Origin of the sequence: Pseudomonas sp. v388 (assembly GCF_003935425.1) — a bacterium.
In the GTDB taxonomy this organism is placed as follows: domain Bacteria; phylum Pseudomonadota; class Gammaproteobacteria; order Pseudomonadales; family Pseudomonadaceae; genus Aquipseudomonas.
This window is the reverse complement of sequence record NZ_RHQN01000012.1, coordinates 120,135-139,434: the sequence shown is the minus strand read 5'-3', so window position 1 is coordinate 139,434 and position 19,300 is coordinate 120,135. Positions and strand designations below refer to the sequence as shown.

General features: G+C 59.8%; 16 protein-coding genes. 3 read left to right on the top strand and 13 right to left on the bottom strand.

What is annotated here, in order from left to right; genetic code table 11:
* The first annotated feature begins 151 nt into the window (after positions 1 to 151).
* A complete protein-coding gene (locus EGJ27_RS24040) occupies positions 152 to 2,545 on the top strand; it encodes a penicillin acylase family protein (RefSeq protein ID WP_125833235.1) in 2,394 nt (797 codons plus the stop codon).
* Positions 2,546 to 2,669: 124 nt separating this feature from the next.
* Here the strand turns inward: EGJ27_RS24040 and EGJ27_RS24035 are convergent, their stop codons facing one another.
* The 7 genes from EGJ27_RS24035 to EGJ27_RS24005 all read right to left on the bottom strand — a co-directional run bounded on the left by EGJ27_RS24035 (position 2,670) and on the right by EGJ27_RS24005 (position 10,968).
* Positions 2,670 to 3,551 carry an ABC transporter permease subunit gene (locus EGJ27_RS24035; protein ID WP_125833234.1) on the bottom strand — a complete coding sequence of 294 codons (882 nt, stop codon included), beginning with the start codon at positions 3,549 to 3,551 and terminating at the stop codon, positions 2,670 to 2,672.
* Positions 3,548 to 4,468, bottom strand: a complete 921-nt coding sequence (locus EGJ27_RS24030) for an ABC transporter permease subunit (protein WP_125833233.1) — start codon at positions 4,466 to 4,468, stop codon at positions 3,548 to 3,550. The genes EGJ27_RS24035 and EGJ27_RS24030 overlap by 4 nt, the downstream gene beginning before the upstream one ends.
* Positions 4,465 to 5,607, bottom strand: coding sequence for a polyamine ABC transporter ATP-binding protein (gene potA / locus EGJ27_RS24025; protein ID WP_125833232.1), 1,143 nt, complete (start codon positions 5,605 to 5,607; stop codon positions 4,465 to 4,467). Before potA ends, EGJ27_RS24030 begins: the two co-directional genes overlap by 4 nt.
* 56 nt (positions 5,608 to 5,663) lie before the next feature.
* A complete protein-coding gene (locus EGJ27_RS24020) occupies positions 5,664 to 6,755 on the bottom strand; it encodes a polyamine ABC transporter substrate-binding protein (RefSeq protein ID WP_125833231.1) in 1,092 nt (363 codons plus the stop codon).
* A gap of 173 nt (positions 6,756 to 6,928) precedes the next feature.
* On the bottom strand, positions 6,929 to 8,026 hold the full coding sequence (locus tag EGJ27_RS24015; RefSeq protein ID WP_125833230.1) for a polyamine ABC transporter substrate-binding protein: 1,098 nt from the start codon (positions 8,024 to 8,026) through the stop codon (positions 6,929 to 6,931).
* Positions 8,027 to 8,178: 152 nt separating this feature from the next.
* Positions 8,179 to 9,540 carry an aspartate aminotransferase family protein gene (locus tag EGJ27_RS24010; protein WP_125833229.1) on the bottom strand — a complete coding sequence of 454 codons (1,362 nt, stop codon included), beginning with the start codon at positions 9,538 to 9,540 and terminating at the stop codon, positions 8,179 to 8,181.
* 69 nt (positions 9,541 to 9,609) lie between these two features.
* Complete coding sequence (locus tag EGJ27_RS24005; protein ID WP_125833228.1) at positions 9,610 to 10,968, bottom strand: glutamine synthetase family protein; 1,359 nt, start codon at positions 10,966 to 10,968, stop codon at positions 9,610 to 9,612.
* Positions 10,969 to 11,505: 537 nt separating this feature from the next.
* On the opposite strand from EGJ27_RS24005, the gene EGJ27_RS24000 reads away from it, so the two are divergent.
* Together EGJ27_RS24000 and EGJ27_RS23995 are read left to right on the top strand one after the other, a co-directional pair.
* A complete protein-coding gene (locus tag EGJ27_RS24000; protein WP_125833227.1) occupies positions 11,506 to 12,882 on the top strand; it encodes a glutamine synthetase family protein in 1,377 nt (458 codons plus the stop codon).
* 197 nt (positions 12,883 to 13,079) lie between these two features.
* Positions 13,080 to 13,715, top strand: a complete 636-nt coding sequence (locus tag EGJ27_RS23995) for a TetR/AcrR family transcriptional regulator (protein ID WP_125833226.1) — start codon at positions 13,080 to 13,082, stop codon at positions 13,713 to 13,715.
* A 107-nt stretch (positions 13,716 to 13,822) separates the two neighbouring features.
* On the opposite strand, the gene EGJ27_RS23990 is transcribed toward EGJ27_RS23995, so the two are convergent.
* From EGJ27_RS23990 to EGJ27_RS23965, 6 genes are all read right to left on the bottom strand, one after another.
* Positions 13,823 to 14,038 carry a molybdopterin-binding protein gene (locus EGJ27_RS23990; protein WP_056842174.1) on the bottom strand — a complete coding sequence of 72 codons (216 nt, stop codon included), beginning with the start codon at positions 14,036 to 14,038 and terminating at the stop codon, positions 13,823 to 13,825.
* A 25-nt stretch (positions 14,039 to 14,063) separates the two neighbouring features.
* Positions 14,064 to 14,876 (bottom strand): aliphatic sulfonates ABC transporter ATP-binding protein, encoded by an 813-nt coding sequence (gene ssuB, locus EGJ27_RS23985; protein ID WP_125833225.1) that lies wholly within the window; start codon positions 14,874 to 14,876, stop codon positions 14,064 to 14,066.
* A complete protein-coding gene (gene ssuC / locus EGJ27_RS23980) occupies positions 14,873 to 15,670 on the bottom strand; it encodes an aliphatic sulfonate ABC transporter permease SsuC (protein ID WP_125833224.1) in 798 nt (265 codons plus the stop codon). The genes ssuB and ssuC overlap by 4 nt, the downstream gene beginning before the upstream one ends.
* Positions 15,671 to 15,698: 28 nt before the next feature.
* Positions 15,699 to 16,664 carry a sulfonate ABC transporter substrate-binding protein gene (locus EGJ27_RS23975; protein WP_125833223.1) on the bottom strand — a complete coding sequence of 322 codons (966 nt, stop codon included), beginning with the start codon at positions 16,662 to 16,664 and terminating at the stop codon, positions 15,699 to 15,701.
* A 229-nt stretch (positions 16,665 to 16,893) separates the two neighbouring features.
* The gene (locus EGJ27_RS23970; RefSeq protein WP_125833222.1) at positions 16,894 to 17,532 is read right to left on the bottom strand and encodes a peroxiredoxin; all 639 of its coding nucleotides are present in this window, start codon (positions 17,530 to 17,532) and stop codon (positions 16,894 to 16,896) included.
* Positions 17,533 to 17,703: 171 nt separating this feature from the next.
* Positions 17,704 to 19,071 carry an OprD family outer membrane porin gene (locus EGJ27_RS23965; RefSeq protein WP_125833221.1) on the bottom strand — a complete coding sequence of 456 codons (1,368 nt, stop codon included), beginning with the start codon at positions 19,069 to 19,071 and terminating at the stop codon, positions 17,704 to 17,706.
* Positions 19,072 to 19,300: the final 229 nt, after the last annotated feature.

Here is a 19,300-nt window from a genome sequence, read left to right as displayed (position 1 = left end):
GCCTGTCCGGCCATGGCAAGTGACACCCTCGCGAGAAAATCATCCGACCTTGAAAACGGCCTGCTGACTCACTGAAATCCGCCGCTACCCAGCCACGCGCCGAATCTGTAGCCTTCAACGCCCTTGCCGGAGCCTTTTACAGGGAAGCCCCATGAAGCGCAGTCTTCGCGTCCTGCTGATTGTCATCGCCGCGCTTGCGGTAATGCTTGCCGCCGTTGCCGGCTGGTACATTCACGGCAAACAGCCGGTCCGTAACGGCGAAATTGTCATGAGCCACCTTCAGGCGCCGGTCACCGTGCGCTACGACGAGCGCGGCGTGCCGCACATTCGCGCCGAGCATCAGGCCGACCTGTACCGCGCGCTGGGTTACGTTCATGCCCAGGACCGGCTGTTCCAGATGGAAATGCTGCGCCGCCTGGCGCGGGGTGAACTGGCCGAAGTCATGGGGCCGCGGCTGGTGGAAACCGACCGGTTGTTCCGCAGCCTGCGCATTCGCGACCATGCGGCGGCCTATGTCGCACGGCAGGACCAGAACAGCCCGACCTGGCAGGCATTGCAGGCTTACCTCGACGGCATCAACCAGTATCAGGACACCCACGCCCGGCCGATGGAGTTCGACCTGCTGGGCATTGCCAAGCGCCCGTTCACCGCCGAAGACACCCTGAGCGTGGGCGGCTATCTCGCCTACAGTTTTGCCGCTGCGTTTCGCACCGAACCTTTGCTGACCTATGTGCGTGATGAGCTTGGGCCACGCTACCTGGAGGTGTTCGATCTGGACTGGCACCCGCAGGGTATGCTCGACCAGTCCCCCACATTGACCGGCGCCGACTGGAACAGCCTCGACCGACTGGCGCAGTTGAGCCTCGGGGCGCTGCAGGACGCAGGCTTGCCGCAGTTCGAAGGCAGCAACGCCTGGGCCATCGCCGGCAGCCGCACCCAGAGCGGCAAACCGATCCTGGCCGGCGACCCGCACATCCGCTTTTCCGCGCCATCGGTATGGTACGAGGCGCAACTGTCTGCACCGGGGTTTGAGCTGTACGGGCATCACCAGGCCCTCAATCCCTTCGCCTTTCTCGGCCACAACCTGGATTTCGGCTGGAGCCTGACCATGTTCCAGAACGACGACGTGGACCTGATCGTCGAGAAGACCAACCCGGACGATCCGAATCAGGTCTGGCATCACGGCCGCTGGGTAGACATGACCCGCAGCGAACAGCAGATCGCGGTGAAGGGCGAGCCGCCGGCTACCATCACCCTGCGCCAGTCGCCCCACGGCCCGATCGTCAACGACGTAATGGGCAAGCTTGCAGGACAGGCACCGATTGCCATGTGGTGGTCGTTTCTGGAATCAGAGAATCCGGTACTGGACGGCTTTTACGAGCTGAACCGTGCTGATACGCGGGAGAAAATGCGCAGCGCCGCGCAGAAAATCCAGTCTCCCGGCTTGAACCTTGTCTGGGCCAACGCTTGGGGTGACATCGGCTGGTGGGCGGCAGCGCAGTTGCCGATTCGTCCCGAGGGCGTCAACTCGACCTTTCTGCTGGACGGCAGCACCGCGCAGGCGGACAAGCTGGGTTTCTACCCTTTCAGCGCCAACCCGCAGGAAGAAAATCCGGCCCGCGGCTATATCGTCTCGGCCAACTTTCAGCCGCTGTCGCCAACCGGGATGCAGATTCCTGGCTACTACAACCCCGCCGAGCGCGGGCAGCAGCTCGACCGGCAACTGAGCGAGCCCGGCATCCAATGGGACCTGGATGCCAGCGCCAGACTGCAACTCGGAACGCAGACTGACTACGCGCCGAGCATTCTGCGGCCGCTGATGCCGGTGTTGCGCGAGGTGGCGGATGAGCCGGGCGAACGGGCATTGGTCGAATCGCTGGCTGCCTGGCAAGGCGACTACCCGGTGGATTCCGTAGCGGCGACGTTGTTCAACCAGCTGCTGTTTGAGCTGGCGGACAAGTCGTTTCACGACGAGCTGGGCGACGGGATGTTCGAAACGCTGCTGTCGACCAGAGCGCTGGACGCCGCCCTGCCCCGACTGGCTGCCGATGCGCAATCACCCTGGTGGGACAATCGTGTTACGCCGGTCGTGGAAAGCCGCGCCGATACGGTCAAAGCGGCGTGGCGCGCCAGCGTGGCGCATCTGAAATCGTTGTATGGGGCTAATCCGAATGATTGGCAATGGGGCAAGGTTCACACCCTGACTCATGGTCACCCGCTGGGTTCGCAAAAGCCGCTAGACCGCGTACTGAATGTTGGTCCATTCGCCGCGCCCGGCACCCATGAAGTGCCCAACAATCTCTCTTCGCGCATCAGCCGCGCGCCGTGGCCGGTGAATTACGGGCCATCAACGCGACGCCTGATCGACTTCGCCGCCCCAGCCGAGAGCCGGGGCATCAACCCGGTGGGCCAAAGCGGCGTGCCTTTTGACCGGCATTACGCGGATCAGGCTGAAAAATTTGTAAAAGGCGAGTACGTGCCACAGCGCTTCAGCGAGAAGGATGTGGCAGAACATACGCAAGGAGTTTTGAGGTTGGTGCCGTAGGAAGCGAATGGCTGAGCTTTTGTGGGAGGCAGCTTGCTGGCGACGGGGCCGGTACATCCACAACATTTTCAGTGGCTGATACACGGCTGTCGCGAGCAAGCTCCCTCCCACAGATCAGATCCCGTCAGGCAGAAGGCGCCCGGCGCGGGTCCGGTTGTTTCCAGGAGTCCGCCGCTGCTTCTTCGATGGCCTGCTGGATCGCACGTTTGCGGCGCTCTTCAGCACTGCGGGTGTAGTACCAGACCAGAAAGGTCGCCAACGACACCGCCAGCAGAATCAGACTCGCCACCGCGTTGATCTCCGGCTTGACGCCCAGGCGCACCGCCGAGAACACTTCCATCGGCAAGGTCGTGGAGCCCGGTCCGGACACGAAGCTGGCCAGCACCAGATCATCCAGCGACAGCGCGAACGACATCATGGCGCCCGCTGCCAAAGAAGGCGCGATCATCGGGATGGTGATCTGGAAGAACACCTTCCACGGCCGTGCGCCCAGGTCCATCGCCGCCTCCTCGATGGACAGGTCCAGTTCGCGCAGACGAGCCGAAACCACCACGGCCACGTAAGCGGCGCAGAAGGTGGTGTGCGCGATCCAGATGGTCACGATGCCGCGCTCCTGAGGCCAGCCGATCAACTGCGCCATGGCCACGAACAGCAGCAACAGCGACAGACCGGTGATCACCTCCGGCATCACCAGCGGCGCGGTCACCAGGCCGCCGAAAAAGGTGCGGCCCTTGAAGCGCGTGATACGGGTCAGCACGAACGCCGCCATGGTCCCCAGTGCAACCGCGGCAATCGCCGTGTAACAGGCGATTTCCAGCGAGCGCATCACCGAACCCATCAGCTGGGTGTTGTCCAGCAGGCCCACATACCACTTGACCGACCAGCCGCCCCACACCGTCACCAGTTGTGAGGCATTGAACGAGTAGATCACCAGAATGATCATCGGCGCGTAGATGAACACCAGGCCCAGGACCAGCATCAAGGTCGAGAATCGAAAGCTCTTCATGCCTTGCCCTCCAGTTCTTTGGCCTGACTGCGGTTGAACAGGATGATGGGCACGATCAGCACCAGCAGCATGATCACTGCCAGGGCCGACGCCACCGGCCAGTCACGGTTGTTGAAAAATTCCTGCCACAACACGCGGCCAATCATCAGGGTTTCCGGGCCACCCAGCAGCTCGGGAATCACGAACTCGCCCACCACCGGAATGAACACCAGCATGCAGCCGGCGATCACCCCGTTCTTGGACAACGGCACGGTGATCTTCCAGAAGCTGTTGAAGGTACTCGACCCCAGGTCGGAAGCGGCTTCCAGCAGGCTGTGATCGTGCTTCACCAGGTTGGCGTACAGCGGCAGGATCATGAACGGCAGGTACGAATAGACCACGCCGATATACACCGCCAGGTTGGTGTTGAGGATCTGCAACGGTTCGTCGATCAACCCCAGCCACATCAGGAACGCATTGAGCAGGCCGTTGTTGCTGAGAATACCCATCCAGGCATAGACGCGAATCAGGATCGCAGTCCAGGTCGGCATCATGATCAACAGCAGCAGGACCGTCTGCACGTCCTTGCGGGCGTTGGCGATCGCGTAGGCCATCGGATAGCCGATCAGCAGGCACAGCAAGGTGCTGATGAACGCCATTTTCAGCGAACCCAGGTACGCCGAAACGTACAGGTCATCACCGCCGAGCAGGATGTAGTTGCCCAGATTCAGGGCCACCTGCAGTTTTTCTTCGGCGTAGCTGAAGATCTCGGTGTACGGCGGGATCGCCACGTCGGCCTCGGCGAAGCTGATCTTGACCACGATCAGGAACGGCAGGGCGAAGAACAGGAACAGCCAGAGGAACGGTACGCCAATGACCATCTGCCGGCCATTGGGCGTGATCCGGTTAAGGGCGCGTTTGACCTTGCGTGCTTTCATGAGCGCAGTACCACGCCGCTGTCGTCTTCCCACCACACGTATACGTCGTCGCCCCAGGTAGGCCGCGCACCCTGGCGCTCGGCGTTGGCGACGAACGATTGCACCAGCTTGCCACCGGGCAGTGCGACATAGAACACCGAGTGGCCGCCCAGATAGGCGATATCGTGCACCTTCCCCCGCGACCAGTTGTACTCGAAGGACGGCTGTTCGGTGGTGATCAGCAGTTTCTCCGGGCGCAGCGCGTAGGTGATGTGCTTGTCTTCCACGGACGTACTCACGCCGTGGCCGACGTAGATATTGCGTTCCAGCTCAGGGCTGCGGATCAGGGCATGGCCTTCCATGTCTTCGATCACTTCACCGTCGAACAGGTTGACGCTGCCGATGAATTCGCAGACCAGGCGGCTGGTCGGGGTTTCGTAGATGTCGATCGGGCTGCCGATCTGGGCAATCCAGCCCAGGTGCATGATCGCGATGCGCTCGGCCATGGTCATGGCTTCTTCCTGGTCGTGGGTCACCATCACGCAGGTCACGCCGACTCGCTCGATGATTTCCACCAGTTCCAGCTGCATCTGCGAGCGCAGTTTCTTGTCCAGCGCGCCCATCGGCTCGTCGAGCAGCAACAGCTTGGGTTTCTTGGCCAGGGAACGCGCCAGCGCGACCCGCTGACGCTGGCCACCCGAAAGCTGGTGCGGCTTGCGCTTGGCGTACTGGGTCATCTGCACCAGCTTGAGCATCTCGGCCACGCGGGCGTCGATCTCGGCCTTGGGCAGCTTGTCCTGCTTGAGGCCGAAGGCGATGTTGTCCGCCACGCTCATGTGCGGGAACAGCGCGTAGGACTGGAACATCATGTTGATCGGACGTTCATACGGCGGCATGTCGGTGATGTCGACGCCGTCGAGGAAGATCCGGCCTTCGGTGGGTCGCTCAAAGCCGGCCAGCATCCGCAGCAGTGTGGATTTACCGGAACCGGAACCGCCCAACAGGGCGAAGATCTCGCCTTTGTGGATTTGCAGGGACACATCGTCCACGGCTACCGTTTCATCGAATTTTTTCGTGACCCGGTCGATCTTGACCAGCACCTCTTTAGGTTGCTGACCGCCTTCGAGGGCTTTTTTGTAGGCGCCGGAGGCAACTGCCATGGGTGAAACTCCCAACACAAGCGCAACCCGGCCTGTACGGCCGGGTGCTGGATTTTTTATTTGCCCGACTTGACCTTGGTCCAGCTGCGGGTCATCAAGCGTTGCACCTTGGGTGGCAACTCACTGTTCACATATAGCCGGTCCTGTACGTCCTGCGGCGGATACACCGCTTCGTCGGTGCGGATTTCCTGATCCATGAACTCACCGGCTGCCGGGTTGGCATTGGCATAGCCGACTTCGTCACTGACCTGGGCGATCACTTTCGGGTCAAGCATGTAGTTGATGAACGCACTGGCGGCCTTGACGTTTTTCGAGTCCGCCGGGATGGCGAGCATGTCGAACCACAGGTTGCCGCCCTCTTTCGGGATGCTGTAAGCGATCTGGACGCCCTTGCCCGCTTCCTCGGCACGCGCCTTGGCCTGAAATACATCGCCCGAGAAACCGGCCGCGACACAGATGTCGCCATTGGCCAGGTCGGTGATGTATTTGGACGAGTGGAAATAGGTCACGTAAGGCCGAATCGACAGCAGCTTGGCCTCGGCCTTTTTATAGTCCGCTTCCTTGGTGCTGTTGGGATCGAGGCCCATGTAATTGAGCACCGCCGGCAACATTTCGTCCGCCGAGTCGAGGAAGGCTACGCCGCAGCTGGAAAGCTTCTTGATGTTCTCCGGTTCGAACAGCACCGACCAGGAATCGATCTTGTCCACGCCCAGCACGGCCTTGACCTTCTCGACGTTGTAGCCGATGCCGTTGGTGCCCCACAGATACGGCACGGCGTACTGGTTACCTGGATCGTTTTTCTCCAGACGCTTGAGCAGCGCCGGGTCGAGATTCTTGTAGTTGGGCAGCAGCGACCTGTCGAGCTTCTGGAACGCGCCCGCCTTGATCTGCTTGCCCAGGAAATGGTTGGACGGCACCACCACGTCGTAGCCGGTACGGCCCGCGAGCAGCTTGGCTTCCAGGGTTTCGTTGGAGTCGAAAACGTCGTACATCGGCTTGATGCCGGTCGTGCTTTCGAAGTCTGCCAGGGTGGTCTTGCCGATGTAGTCGGACCAGTTGTAGATGTGCACGGTTTCGGCCTGGGCACTGACCGCGAGGGTCAGCCCGGCGCCGGCGAGCAGGGCTTTGGAAAATATGGAAATAGACAAAGAGTGGGTCCTTTCAACAGGGGGAGCCTGGAAGCCGGAACGCGTCCGGACAACGGAAACCGGCGCGCAACTTACCTTCTATGGATCCATCCAGCAAAGTTTTCGACAACATTCCTGTCGGCGGGACGCTGCGCGGCCAGGGCTACGCAGCATCCACGGGTTTCATGACAGGCTCATTTACCCGATTTGATCTTGGTCCAGCTGCGTGTCAGCAAGCGCTGGGTGGCGGCAGGCAGATCAGCGATGGCATACAGTTTGGCCTGTACGTCAGCCGGCGGATAAACGCCCGGATCGCCGGTGATGTCCTTGCTGACCAGCGGCGTGGCAGCCGCGTTACCGTTGGGGAAACGCACCGCGTCCGTGATTTCGGCCATGATTTCCGGCTTCATCAGGAAGGTCATGAACTTGTAGGCACCTTCGACGTTTTCGGCATCCTTGGGAATGGCGACCATGTCATAGAAGCTGCCGGCGCCCTCTTTCGGAATGTTGTAGCTCACCTTGACCTTGCCGCCGGCCTCTTCGGCACGGGATTTGGCCTGGTAGATGTCACCCGAATAGCCGACCGCGACGCAGATGTTGCCGTTGGCCAGGTCCGAGATGTACTTGGACGAGTGGAAATAGCCGATCGAAGGACGGATCTTCATGAACAAGGCTTCGGCTTCGGCCAGCTGCTTCTTGTCCTGGGAGTCGGTCGGGTAGCCGAGGTAATGCAGGGCAATCGGCAGCATTTCGGTCGGTGAATCGAGGAAGCTCACGCCGCAGGATTTCAGCTTGGCGGCGTTCTCGGGCTTGAACAGCAGATCCCAGGAATTGACCGGCGCATCGGCGCCCAGCGCAGCCTTGACCTTGTCAGGGTTATAGCCGATACCGATGGAACCCCACATGTACGGGAATGCATGCTTATTGTCCGGGTCGCTGACAGAAACGGCCTTGAGCAGCGATTCGTTCAGGTTTTTCCAGTTGGGCAGCTTGGACCTGTCCAGTTCCTGATAGACGCCCGCCTTGATCTGCTTGGCCAGGAAGTTGTTGGACGGCACGACGATGTCATAACCGGATTTGCCGGCCAGCAATTTGGCTTCGAGCGTTTCGTTGCTGTCGAAGACGTCGTACACCACTTTGATGCCCGACTCTTTCTCGAATTTGGCAATGGTGTCCGGCGCGATGTAATCGGACCAGTTATAGACGTGCAGCACTTTGTCATCGGCCTGCGCAGCGGCGGCCACGACGCCCATAAGGGACAGCGCGAGAAGGGTCTTGCCAAATTTTTTCATACTTACCGCTCCGATAATTTTTTTATCACTGACCGTTAGGATTCTGTATTTGTGGGAGCGGACTTGCCCGCGAAGGCATTATTTCAGCCGATACATCACTCATGGATGTACCCGCTTCTTCGCGGCTAAAGCCGCTCCCACAGGTTCTGTTCCTATTGCAAAGCTTCCAGCGTCAGGTCCAGACACTTGCGGGCCTTTTCCACCAACTCATCGATCTGCTCGAAGCTGATGACCAGCGGCGGCGCGATGATCATGGTATCGCCCACTGCGCGCATGATCAGGCCGTTTTCGAAACAGAAGGTTCGGCAAATCATGCCGGCGCCCTTACCTGTATAGCGCTCGCGAGACGCCTTGTCCTTCACCAGTTCGATGGCACCCAGCAGGCCCACACCGCGCACTTCGCCCACCAGAGGATGGTCGCTCAGCTCGCGCAGACGCTTTTGCAAATATGGTGCCGTTTCGGACCTGACCCGTTCGACGATCTTTTCTTCGCGCAGGATACGTATGTTTTCCAGCGCCACCGCCGCCGCCACCGGATGGCCGGAGTACGTGAAACCGTGGTTGAAGTCGCCACCTTCATTGAGCACGGCGACGATTTCGTCACGTACCACCAGGCCGCCCATGGGCACATAACCGGAGGTCAGGCCTTTGGCGATGGTCATCATGTCCGGCTTGAGGCCGTAGAAATCGCTACCGAACCACTCACCGGTACGCCCGAAGCCGCAGATGACTTCGTCGGCGACAAACAGGATGTCGTAGCGCGCCAGGATTTCCTTGATCTTCGGCCAGTAGCTGTCGGGCGGCACGATCACGCCGCCGGCGCCCTGAATCGGCTCGGCGATGAACGCACCGACGTTGTCGACGCCCAATTCGAGAATCTTCTTCTCCAGTTGCTCGGCCGCCCACACGCCAAACTCGTCGCAGGCCATGTCGCCGCCTTCGCCGAACCAGTACGGCTGCGGAATGTGCACAATGCCGGGAATCGGCAGGTCGCCCTGTTCGTGCATGTAGGTCATGCCGCCCAGACTGGCACCGGCAACGGTGGAGCCGTGATAGCCGTTGATGCGACTGATGATGGTTTTCTTGTCTGGCTGCCCCTTGACCGCCCAGTAATGACGGACCATGCGCAGCATGGTGTCGTTGCCCTCGGAGCCGGAGCCGGTGAAGAAGACGTGGTTCATCCCGGCAGGGGTGATCTCGGACAGCGCCTTGGCCAACTCCAGCGCCGGCGGGTGGGCGGTCTGGAAGAACAGATTGTAATAAGGCAGCTCGCGCATCTGGCGACTGGCAGCGTCGGCCAGTTCCTCACGACCGTAGCCGATGGCTACGCACCACAACCCGGACATGCCGTCGAGAATCTTGTGCCCTTCGCTGTCCCACAGGTACACGCCCTCGGCGCGGGTAACGATGCGCGGGCCTTTCTCTTTCAGTTGTTTGTAATCACTGAACGGTGCCAGGTGATGTTCGCTGCTCAAGGCTTGCCATTCGAGGGTTTGCGGGTTGTTGGCACTCATGCGGCACTTCCTTTGATCGGTCGGACGAACCCTGCGCCACCGAGCCCGGCGGCGGCAGGGTTTGGGGGGTCACACGGCGAACAGCAGGAACTCGCGCTCCCAGGAGCTGATCACGCGCTTGAAATTCTCGTGCTCGGCGCGCTTGACCGCGACGTAGCCGACGATGAATTTCTTGCCCAGGTACTTCTCGATGGTCTTGCTGTTCTCCAGACGCTCCAGCGCATCCTCGATGGTCAGCGGCAGACGCAGGTTGCGGCGCTCGTAACCACGGCCCACCACCGGCGCGCTCGGGTTGATGCCTTCGACCATGCCGATGAAACCGCACAGCAGGCTGGCGGCAATTGCCAGATACGGGTTGGCGTCGGCACCCGGCAAGCGGTTTTCCACGCGACGGTTCTGCGGCACGGCATCCGGCACTCGCAGGCCCACGGTGCGGTTTTCTTCGCCCCACTCGACGTTGACCGGTGCCGAGGTGTCCGGCAGGAAGCGGCGGAACGAGTTCACGTTCGGTGCGAACAGCGGCAGCAACTCGGGGATAAACTTCTGCAGGCCGCCTACGTGGTTCAGGAACAGCTGGCTCATCGTGCCGTCTTCGTTGGAGAAGATGTTCTTGCCGGTATGAATGTCGATGATGCTCTGGTGCAAGTGCATGGCGCTACCCGGCTCGCCGGTCATGGGCTTGGCCATGAAGGTCGCGGCCACGTCATGCTTGAGCGCGGCTTCGCGCATGGTGCGCTTGAACACCAGGATCTGGTCGGCCAGCGACAACGCATCACCGTGACGGAAATTGATTTCCATCTGCGCGGTGCCGTCTTCGTGAATCAGCGTGTCCAGGTCCAGGTTCTGCAGTTCGCACCAGTCGTAGACATCTTCGAACAGCGGGTCAAACTCGTTGGCCGCCTCGATGGAAAACGACTGACGCCCGGTTTCCGGCCGGCCGGAGCGCCCGACGGGAGGCTGGAGCGGGTAGTCGGGGTCATCGCTGCGCTTGGTCAGGTAGAACTCCATCTCCGGCGCCACGATGGGCTGCCAGCCCTGGTCGGCGTAGAGCTTGAGCACTTTCTTCAGCACGTTGCGCGGCGACAGCTCGATGGGGTTGCCTTGCTTGTCGTAGGTGTCGTGGATCACCTGCGCAGTCGGCTCTACGGCCCAGGGCACCAGGTACACCGCGTTCTGGTCAGGGCGACAGATCATGTCGATGTCGGCGGGGTCCAGCAGCTCGTAGTAGATTTCGTCCTCTACGTAATCGCCGGTCACCGTCTGCAACAGCACGCTCTCGGGCAGGCGCATGCCTTTTTCCGCGATGAACTTGTTGGTCGGTGAGATTTTTCCGCGAGTGATCCCGGTAAGGTCGGACACCATGCATTCGACTTCGGTGATCTTGTGTTCTTTCAACCAATCGGTGAGCTGGTCGAGGTTGGTACTCATAAATACCTCAGGGTTTGTCGTGTCCTGATTGCAATCAGGCGATCAGGCGTTTTCTAGACGCATTGGCGTCACGGTGTACAACTCGTTTCGGCAGGCGCGAATACGCGGTAAGGTGGCACCTGCCCGACTGAAATCCTAGGCAATCTGGTGATCCGGACGTCGTGACGTTCAGCGGCAGGTCATTATGGACGCTAATGTGACAGACATGATGACGGCTTTGCACACGGCAAAAGCGGAGGTCAATCAAGAGAAGGCAAGGCATCAAACCCCCGGTATTATTGCTCTGTGGGCTGCAATCGAGCTTAGCCTTGTTCATTTTTTTATACAACTTTACGTTAAAGACATTAGATAGGCCGCTCACGCACGATATCTACAAAGGCTTCCCCACTGAAAATGCGCCCCAAATAGCGGCAAAAAAGGCATTTCGGGGCAATTTTGGGGCGGCCTTTGGCTCTATTGACTTCATCCTGGCTTTCGGATTGACTGAAACCCGTAATACTCGATGATTGATATTTTTAACAACAAAGGTGTTGCATCATGTCGGTACCCCCGCGTGCCGTTCAGCTTAACGAAGCGAACGCGTTCCTTAAGGAACATCCTGAGGTTCTGTACGTTGACCTTCTGATTGCAGATATGAATGGTGTGGTGCGCGGCAAGCGCATTGAGCGCACCAGCCTCCACAAGGTTTACGAGAAAGGCATCAACCTGCCGGCCTCTTTGTTTGCCCTGGATATCAACGGCTCGACGGTGGAAAGCACCGGCCTGGGCCTGGACATCGGCGACGCCGATCGCATCTGCTATCCAATCCCTGACACGCTGTGCAACGAGCCCTGGCAGAAGCGCCCGACCGCGCAGCTGTTGATGACCATGCACGAACTCGAAGGCACGCCGTTCTTCGCCGACCCGCGCGAAGTGCTGCGTCAGGTGGTTTCCAAGTTCGATGACATGGGCCTGACCATCTGCGCCGCATTCGAGCTGGAGTTCTACCTGATCGACCAGGAAAACGTGAACGGTCGTCCACAGCCGCCGCGCTCACCGATTTCCGGCAAACGTCCGCACTCGACACAGGTCTACCTGATCGACGACCTTGACGAGTACGTCGATTGTCTGCAAGACATCCTCGAAGGCGCGAAAGAACAAGGCATCCCGGCCGACGCCATCGTCAAGGAAAGCGCGCCGGCGCAGTTCGAAGTCAACCTGCACCACGTTGCCGATCCGCTCAAGGCTTGCGACTACGCGGTTCTGCTCAAGCGCCTGATCAAGAACATCGCTTACGACCACGAAATGGACACGACCTTTATGGCCAAGCCCTACCCGGGCCAGGCAGGTAACGGACTGCATGTGCACATTTCGATCCTTGATCGCGATGGCAAGAATATCTTCACCAGCGAGGATCCCGAGCAGAACGCCGCATTACGTCATGCCATCGGCGGTGTGCTCGAGACCCTGCCGGCGCAAATGGCGTTCCTGTGCCCGAACGTCAACTCGTATCGCCGGTTTGGTGCTCAGTTCTACGTTCCCAACTCGCCGACCTGGGGCCTGGATAACCGCACGGTTGCCATTCGCGTGCCGACAGGCACCGCCGATGCGGTGCGCATCGAACACCGCGTTGCCGGTGCCGATGCCAACCCGTACTTGCTGATGGCTTCCGTCCTGGCAGGCGTGCACCACGGCCTGACCAACAAGATCGAGCCAGGCGCGCCGGTTTCCGGCAACTCCTACGAGCAGCATGAACAAAGCCTGCCGAACAACCTGCGTGATGCACTGCGCGAGCTGGACGACAGCGAAGTCATGGCCAAGTACATCGATCCGAAATACATCGATATCTTCGTGGCCTGCAAGGAAAGTGAGCTGGAAGAGTTCGAGCACTCCATTTCCGACCTTGAGTACAACTGGTATCTGCATACCGTGTAAGCGCACCACGCAATGAAAACGCCGCAAGCGCCCGTGCCTTGCGGCGTTTTTTGTTGCACACCATGCCTTTGTGGGAGCGGACTCGTCCGCGAAGCCTTATGTACAGACGATAGATTTCCAGCGTTTGTACCGACCTCTTCGCGGACAAGCGGAGCGCCGCCCGGTCCGCTCCCACTCCAATTTTCAAGAGCTTGCCCATGACACGCCCCGCCGCACCCCGCAAACCCCGAGCAGCCAGCCAGGCGCGGATCGATTCGATCCTCGATGCAGCACGGACACTGCTCGCCGCCGAGGGCGTGGCCAGCCTGTCGATCTACAGCGTGGCCGAGCGGGCGAAGATTCCGCCGTCATCGGTCTATCACTTCTTCGCCAGCGTGCCGGCCTTGCTCGAAGCGCTGACCGCAGACATCCACGCGGCCTTTCGCGCCTCGCTGCAGGCGCCCATCGAGCATGCGCAGCTCAATGAGTGGCGCGACCTGTCGCGCATCGTGGAACTGCGCATGCTGGATATCTACAACGCCGACGCCGCCGCACGCCAGTTGATCCTGGCCCAGCACGGGCTTGCGGAAATCAACCAGGCCGACCGGCAGCACGATATCGAGCTGGGCCAGCTGATGCTGGAAGTGTTCGACCGCTACTTCCTGCTTCCGGCGCTTCCAGAGGACGTCGACGTATTTGCCCTGGCGATGGAGCTGAGCGACCGGGTTTACGCCCGCTCGATCCAGCTGCATGACCAGATCACGCCGCGCATGGCCGAGGAAGGCATGCGCGTGTTCAATGCCTATCTGGGGCTGTACCTGCCGCCATTTCTGCCTAAACGCGAAGGCATCTAGTGCACGGCAATTCGACGATCAGACGCACCACGGCCGCAGAACCGTGCGCCCCGCAATAAAAAACCCCGGAGGGTTCTCACCGTCCGGGGTTCTGTGCCGCACTTCGATCACAGCTTGGCGATCGACACTTCGGTGGATTTCACGAACGCGATCACTTCGCTGCCCACACCCAGTTCCAGCTCTTTGACCGAGCGAGTGGTGATGACCGATGTCACGATGCCCGAAGCGGTCTGCACGTCGATTTCCGACAGCACGTCGCCCAGGACGATTTCCTTGATGGTGCCTTTGAACTGGTTACGAACGTTGATGGCTTTAATGGTCATGGTTTGGCTTCCTTTGGGATCGGGATTAATTGGCCCAACGCAACTGCGTAGGCAATGGTGAAGTAGGTTCAGGTTCGGGCGGCGTTCCGGGAATGGACAGCACGCGGTCGAGAACTTCGGTTTCCAGCGCAGCCAGGCGATGCGAGCCACGGGCACGTGGCCGGGGCAAGTCGACCAACAGGTCCAGGCCAATACGGCCTTCTTCGATCAAAATCACTCGGTCGGCGACTGCAACCGCTTCGCTGACGTCGTGGGTGACCAACAAAACGGTAAAGCCGTGCTTGCGCCACAGGCTTTCGATCAGTTGCTGCATCTCGATCCGGGTCAGGGCATCCAGCGCGCCCAGCGGCTCGTCGAGCAGCAGCAAACGTGGCTTGTGAATCAGCGCGCGCGCCAGGGCCACGCGCTGCTTCTGGCCGCCGGACAAGGCTGCCGGCCATTCATTGGCACGCTCGGCCAGGCCGACCGCTTCCAGCGCTTCCAGTGCCTGCGCCCGCCAGTCACCGCTCAGGCCCAGGCCGACGTTGTCGATGATCTTTTTCCACGGCAGCAAACGGGCTTCCTGGAACATCAGGCGCGTGTCATCGCGGGCATCGCTCAATGGCGCGGAGCCTGCCAGCAGTTGGCCTTCGCTCGGTTTATCCAGGCCTGCCAGCAGGCGCAGCAAGGTACTTTTGCCGCACCCACTGCGCCCGACCACCGCCACGAACTGGCCGGCCGGAATGTGCAGGTCGATATCCTTGAGCACTTCGCGGCTGCCGAAGGCTTTCTTCAGCTTGCGAACCGCCAGCGGGATGCCGCGCAGCAGGTGCGGCGGTTGTTGTTTCAAGCTGGTCATGCCGCACCGCCTTTGTTCACTTGATAGGCCGGATGCCAGCGCAGGCACACTCGCTCCAATCCTCGGGCGGCCAGATCCGCCAGCTTGCCGAGTACCGCGTAAAGCACGATGGCCAGCACGACGATGTCGGTTTGCAGGAATTCACGTGCGTTCATGGCCAGGTAGCCAATCCCGGAGCTTGCCGAGATGGTCTCGGCGACGATCAGCGTCAGCCACATGAAGCCCAGCGCGAAGCGCACGCCGACCAGAATCGAAGGCATCGCACCCGGCAGAATCACATGACGGAACAGGCCGAACCCGGACAGGCCGTAACTGCGGGACATTTCCACCAGTGCCGGATCGATGTTGCGAATGCCGTGGTAGGTGTTGAGGTAGATCGGGAACAGCGTGCCCAGCGCGACCAGGAATATTTTGGCGGTCTCGTCGATACCGAACCACAGGATCACCAGCGGAATCAGCGCCAGGTGCGGCACGTTGCGGATCATCTGCACCGAGCTGTCGAGCAAGCGTTCGCCCCAACGGGTCAGGCCGGTGATAAAGCCTAAGGCCAGGCCGATGCCGCCGCCGATGGCAAAACCGATTCCGGCCCGCCAGCCGCTGATTGCCAGATGAGTCCAGATTTCACCACTGGCCACCAGGCTGACGCCGGCGGCGATAACCGCGCTGGGCGCCGGCAGGATGCGCGTCGACAGCCAGCCTGCACTGACCGACAGCTGCCACACCGCCAGCAGCAGGATCGGCAGCGCCCAGGGCGCCAGCCTGTGGGTAATGCGTTGTGAGGTAGTCACGCTCATGGAGTTGTCTCCTTCAGGGGCCGGTCAGTCACTGCGCGTTCGCGACGGCAGCGGGCGGCGTCCAGACCACATCAGCGATGCTGAGCGGCTTGGGGATCAACTTGAGCTGATAAAAGGTGTCGGCGATTTTCTGCTGCGCGGCAACCACTTGAGGGGTGAGGAACAACGCGCCATAGCCCTGGCGCTTGACCGACGTCAGGGTGATGTCCGCCGGCAGGCCGAGCAGCGGCGCAACCTGCCTGGTCACCTCCTCGGGGTGCGACTTGGACCATTCACCCACGGCGCGCACCTCTTCGACCAGCGCCTGAATCACCTTTGGGTTCTTCTGCGCATAAGGCTTGGTCGCCAGATAGAACTGATGGTTATCGACGATGCCGGTGCCGTCCTTCAAAGTGCGCGCTTGCAGCTGTTGCTCGGCGGCCGCCTGGTACGGGTCCCAGATGACCCAGGCATCCACGCTGCCACGCTCGAAGGCGGCGCGGGCGTCGGCCGGCGGCAGGAACACGGTCTGGATATCCGAATACTTCAGGCCCGCGTCTTCAAGGGCGCGCACCAGCAGGTAATGAACGTTGGAGCCTTTGTTGAGTACGACCTTCTTGCCCTTGAGATCCTTGACCGATGTGATCGGCGAGTCCTTGGGCACCAGGATCGCTTCACTGGTCGGCGCCGGCGGCTCGTAGGCCACGTAGAGCAGGTCCGCGCCGGCCGCCTGGGCGAACACCGGTGGCGTCTCGCCGGTCACGCCGAAATCGATGGAGCCGACGTTCAAGCCTTCCAGCAGCTGCGGGCCGCCGGGGAATTCAGTCCACTGCACTTTCACGCCCTGCTCGGCCAGACGCTTCTCCAGCGAGCCTTTGGCCTTGAGCAGCACCAGCGTGCCGTACTTCTGATAACCGATGCGCAAGTCTTCGGCCTGAGCCTGGGAGATGACGCCGAAAGAGACCGCCGCAGCAAACAGAGCGACCAGGCCTCGACGCAAAACGATAGTGCGCATGGCGCGCTCCTTTGCAAACACTAAGTTGGTCACCTGCCTGGCCGATGGCGGTCAAGTAAGGTGCGGTTCATGAGCGGTTTCGCCCCTAATGGTGGTGACAGTAACAGGTGTTTTTTATATCTATAAATCTCATTTATTCATTTGGTTATTCCATAAACTTATAGCCCTCCTGCGCCCACAAAAAAGGGCCGACAAGTCGGCCCAAGGTTCACGCATGGTTGATCGGGGTTCAGCGGTTGGGCTGGGGCGTCAGGCGCAGGTATGGTGTGACGGCCTTGTAGCCCTTGGGGAAGCGTTCCTTGATTTCTGCCTCGTCCTTGATGGACGGCACGATTACCACGTCGTCACCGTCGACCCAGTTGGCGGGCGTGGCGACCTTGTAGTTATCGGTCAGCTGCAGCGAATCGATGACCCGCAGGATCTCGTGGAAGTTGCGACCGGTGCTGGCCGGATAGGTAATGGTCAGGCGCACCTTCTTGTTCGGATCGATCACGAACAGCGAGCGCACAGTCAGGGTGTCGCTGGCATTGGGGTGAATCAGGTCATACAGGTCCGACACCTTGCGGTCGGCGTCGGCCAGGATCGGGAAATTGACCTGGGTGTTCTGCGTGACATTGATGTCGTCGATCCATTTCACGTGGGAGTCCACCGGGTCCACCGACAGCGCAATGGCCTTGACGCCGCGCTTGGCGAATTCATCCTTGAGCTTGGCGGTGAAACCCAACTCGGTGGTGCACACCGGCGTGAAATCCGCCGGGTGGGAAAAAAGCACACCCCAGCTGTTCCCCAGCCATTCATGGAATTGGATACGGCCTTCGCTGGAATCCTGTTCGAAGTCCGGGGCGATATCGCCAAGTCGCAGTGTCATGGTGCAGCTCCTTGTCTTTGTTCGGGGAAGCCTGAGTTAAGCTGCACTGTGCCTGCTGTCGCGAAAAATTAAAAAGAATAGATGTTGATCGAGTTAGACCCGAATCGAATATGGAATAACGGACAAAAGAAACCCCGCACGGGGCGGGGTTTCTTTGGAGCTTCAGAACACTTACATGAAGTTGTAGGTGTAGTTGAAGATCACGCGGGTTTGATCGGCGTTGGTGGAGTTGAGCAGATCAGCATCACCACGGTAGCTACCATGACGAACAGTGGTGCCAAAACCTTTTAACGGACCGCTCTGGATCACGTAGTCAATACGCATATCGCGTTCCCACTCGGAGAATTCACGGCCTGCGTTGACAGTGCCCTGGCGGCCCTTGATGTCATCGCCATGCAGGTAAGCAATCGCAGCCTTCAGGCCTGGGATACCCGCCTTGGCGAAATCATACGAATACTGACCGAAGGTGGTATTTGTGCCAGCGCGGTTGAACTGGTTGATCATCGAGTCTGTGAATAGATAGAAGCTTGCGCCGCCGTTACCATCAAGACTACCGAGACCATTATCTTTACGTACCGAACCTTGGTTCAGGTTCACGAAACCACCGTCGTCGCCAACCTGCTGGTGGCCGACCATGAAGGCGTTGCCGCCCAAGGTGTAGGTGAACATGGCAGACCAGGTGCTGTTATCGACCTCGCCCGGTTTTTTGGCATAACCGTTATTGTTGTTGAAAGCGTAACCGGTAGCGCCATCATCGTTCTTGCCATCGCTGCTGCTGTTGAAGTAACGCAGGTCGGTCTTGAACGACTGATCATCGGCGATCTGGTAAACGTGTACCAAGCCGAGGAAATGCTGTTTGTAGAAGTCTTCGAGATTTGCGAAGTAGTACTGCAGGGTCAGGTCTTTTGTGACTTTCCAATCAGCACCAGCGAATCGGAACTCGTCGCTGCCTTTGGCAGCGCCGTTTACCGACAGATCACCCCAGTCGCTAGAGGCACGACCAATAGCCTGGGTCAGTTGACCAGCAGTGAAGGTCACATTGTCCAGGTCCTTGGAAGTCAGGATGCCGCCTTCGAAAGCCTGAGGCAGCAAGCGACCATCGTTGCTGACCAGAATCGGCAGGTTTGGCGCGAGCGCATTACCGACTTTCAGTTCAGTCTTGGAAAAGCGAGCTTTGACGTTAGCGCCGACGCGGCTCCAGCTATCAACAGAAGAACCGTCAGTATCCGCCGGGACAACAGTGTTAGCGCTACCGGCGTTATGGTGCTTGATACCACCACCCAAGCCAAAGCCTACGACTGCCTGAGCATCAAGGCCGAAACCTACGGTGCCTTGAGTGAAGCCCGAAATGTAGTCGAACTTGAGGCCGGTAGCAGTTTCTTCCTGCTCAGAAGCTCGATAGCCTTCACGGACATTGTTATCAAAATACAGGGTACGAGAACTGACAGACGCTTTGCTGTCTTCAAGAAAACCAGCTGCACCGGCCTGTTGAGCCAGTACACCAACGGTTACGGCCAGGGCCAGGGTCGACTTCTTCATTAACTACGCTCCTCGTGAATCTAATTTTTTATGTCCAAGGTGCCGGGCTGTGCCCTGACCCTCGGATGCGCGTTAGACGACAGTCCCGGCCGTGAGGCCAATGGTTGCTGTGCGTCCCGAGACATTTATGACTAGACCGCGTTTTTCGGTGGCAGCACGGTAGTGAAAAAGCGATAAGTCCAAAAGTAATCTTTAGCGCTGTATTTAGACCTATCAGCTATAACGCAAC

Coding starts and splice junctions, on each gene's coding strand:
- EGJ27_RS23990 (WP_056842174.1), bottom strand. CDS start 14,038: ATGACCATTAAAGCCATCAACGTTCGTAACCAGTTCAAAGGCACCATC.
- EGJ27_RS24035 (WP_125833234.1), bottom strand. CDS start 3,551: ATGAAGAGCTTTCGATTCTCGACCTTGATGCTGGTCCTGGGCCTGGTG.
- ssuC (WP_125833224.1), bottom strand. CDS start 15,670: ATGAGCGTGACTACCTCACAACGCATTACCCACAGGCTGGCGCCCTGG.
- EGJ27_RS24015 (WP_125833230.1), bottom strand. CDS start 8,026: ATGAAAAAATTTGGCAAGACCCTTCTCGCGCTGTCCCTTATGGGCGTC.
- EGJ27_RS24030 (WP_125833233.1), bottom strand. CDS start 4,468: ATGAAAGCACGCAAGGTCAAACGCGCCCTTAACCGGATCACGCCCAAT.
- EGJ27_RS23970 (WP_125833222.1), bottom strand. CDS start 17,532: ATGACACTGCGACTTGGCGATATCGCCCCGGACTTCGAACAGGATTCC.
- EGJ27_RS23965 (WP_125833221.1), bottom strand. CDS start 19,071: ATGAAGAAGTCGACCCTGGCCCTGGCCGTAACCGTTGGTGTACTGGCT.
- ssuB (WP_125833225.1), bottom strand. CDS start 14,876: ATGACCAGCTTGAAACAACAACCGCCGCACCTGCTGCGCGGCATCCCG.
- EGJ27_RS24005 (WP_125833228.1), bottom strand. CDS start 10,968: ATGAGTACCAACCTCGACCAGCTCACCGATTGGTTGAAAGAACACAAG.
- EGJ27_RS24040 (WP_125833235.1), top strand. CDS start 152: ATGAAGCGCAGTCTTCGCGTCCTGCTGATTGTCATCGCCGCGCTTGCG.
- EGJ27_RS24000 (WP_125833227.1), top strand. CDS start 11,506: ATGTCGGTACCCCCGCGTGCCGTTCAGCTTAACGAAGCGAACGCGTTC.
- potA (WP_125833232.1), bottom strand. CDS start 5,607: ATGGCAGTTGCCTCCGGCGCCTACAAAAAAGCCCTCGAAGGCGGTCAG.
- EGJ27_RS24010 (WP_125833229.1), bottom strand. CDS start 9,540: ATGAGTGCCAACAACCCGCAAACCCTCGAATGGCAAGCCTTGAGCAGC.
- EGJ27_RS23995 (WP_125833226.1), top strand. CDS start 13,080: ATGACACGCCCCGCCGCACCCCGCAAACCCCGAGCAGCCAGCCAGGCG.
- EGJ27_RS23975 (WP_125833223.1), bottom strand. CDS start 16,664: ATGCGCACTATCGTTTTGCGTCGAGGCCTGGTCGCTCTGTTTGCTGCG.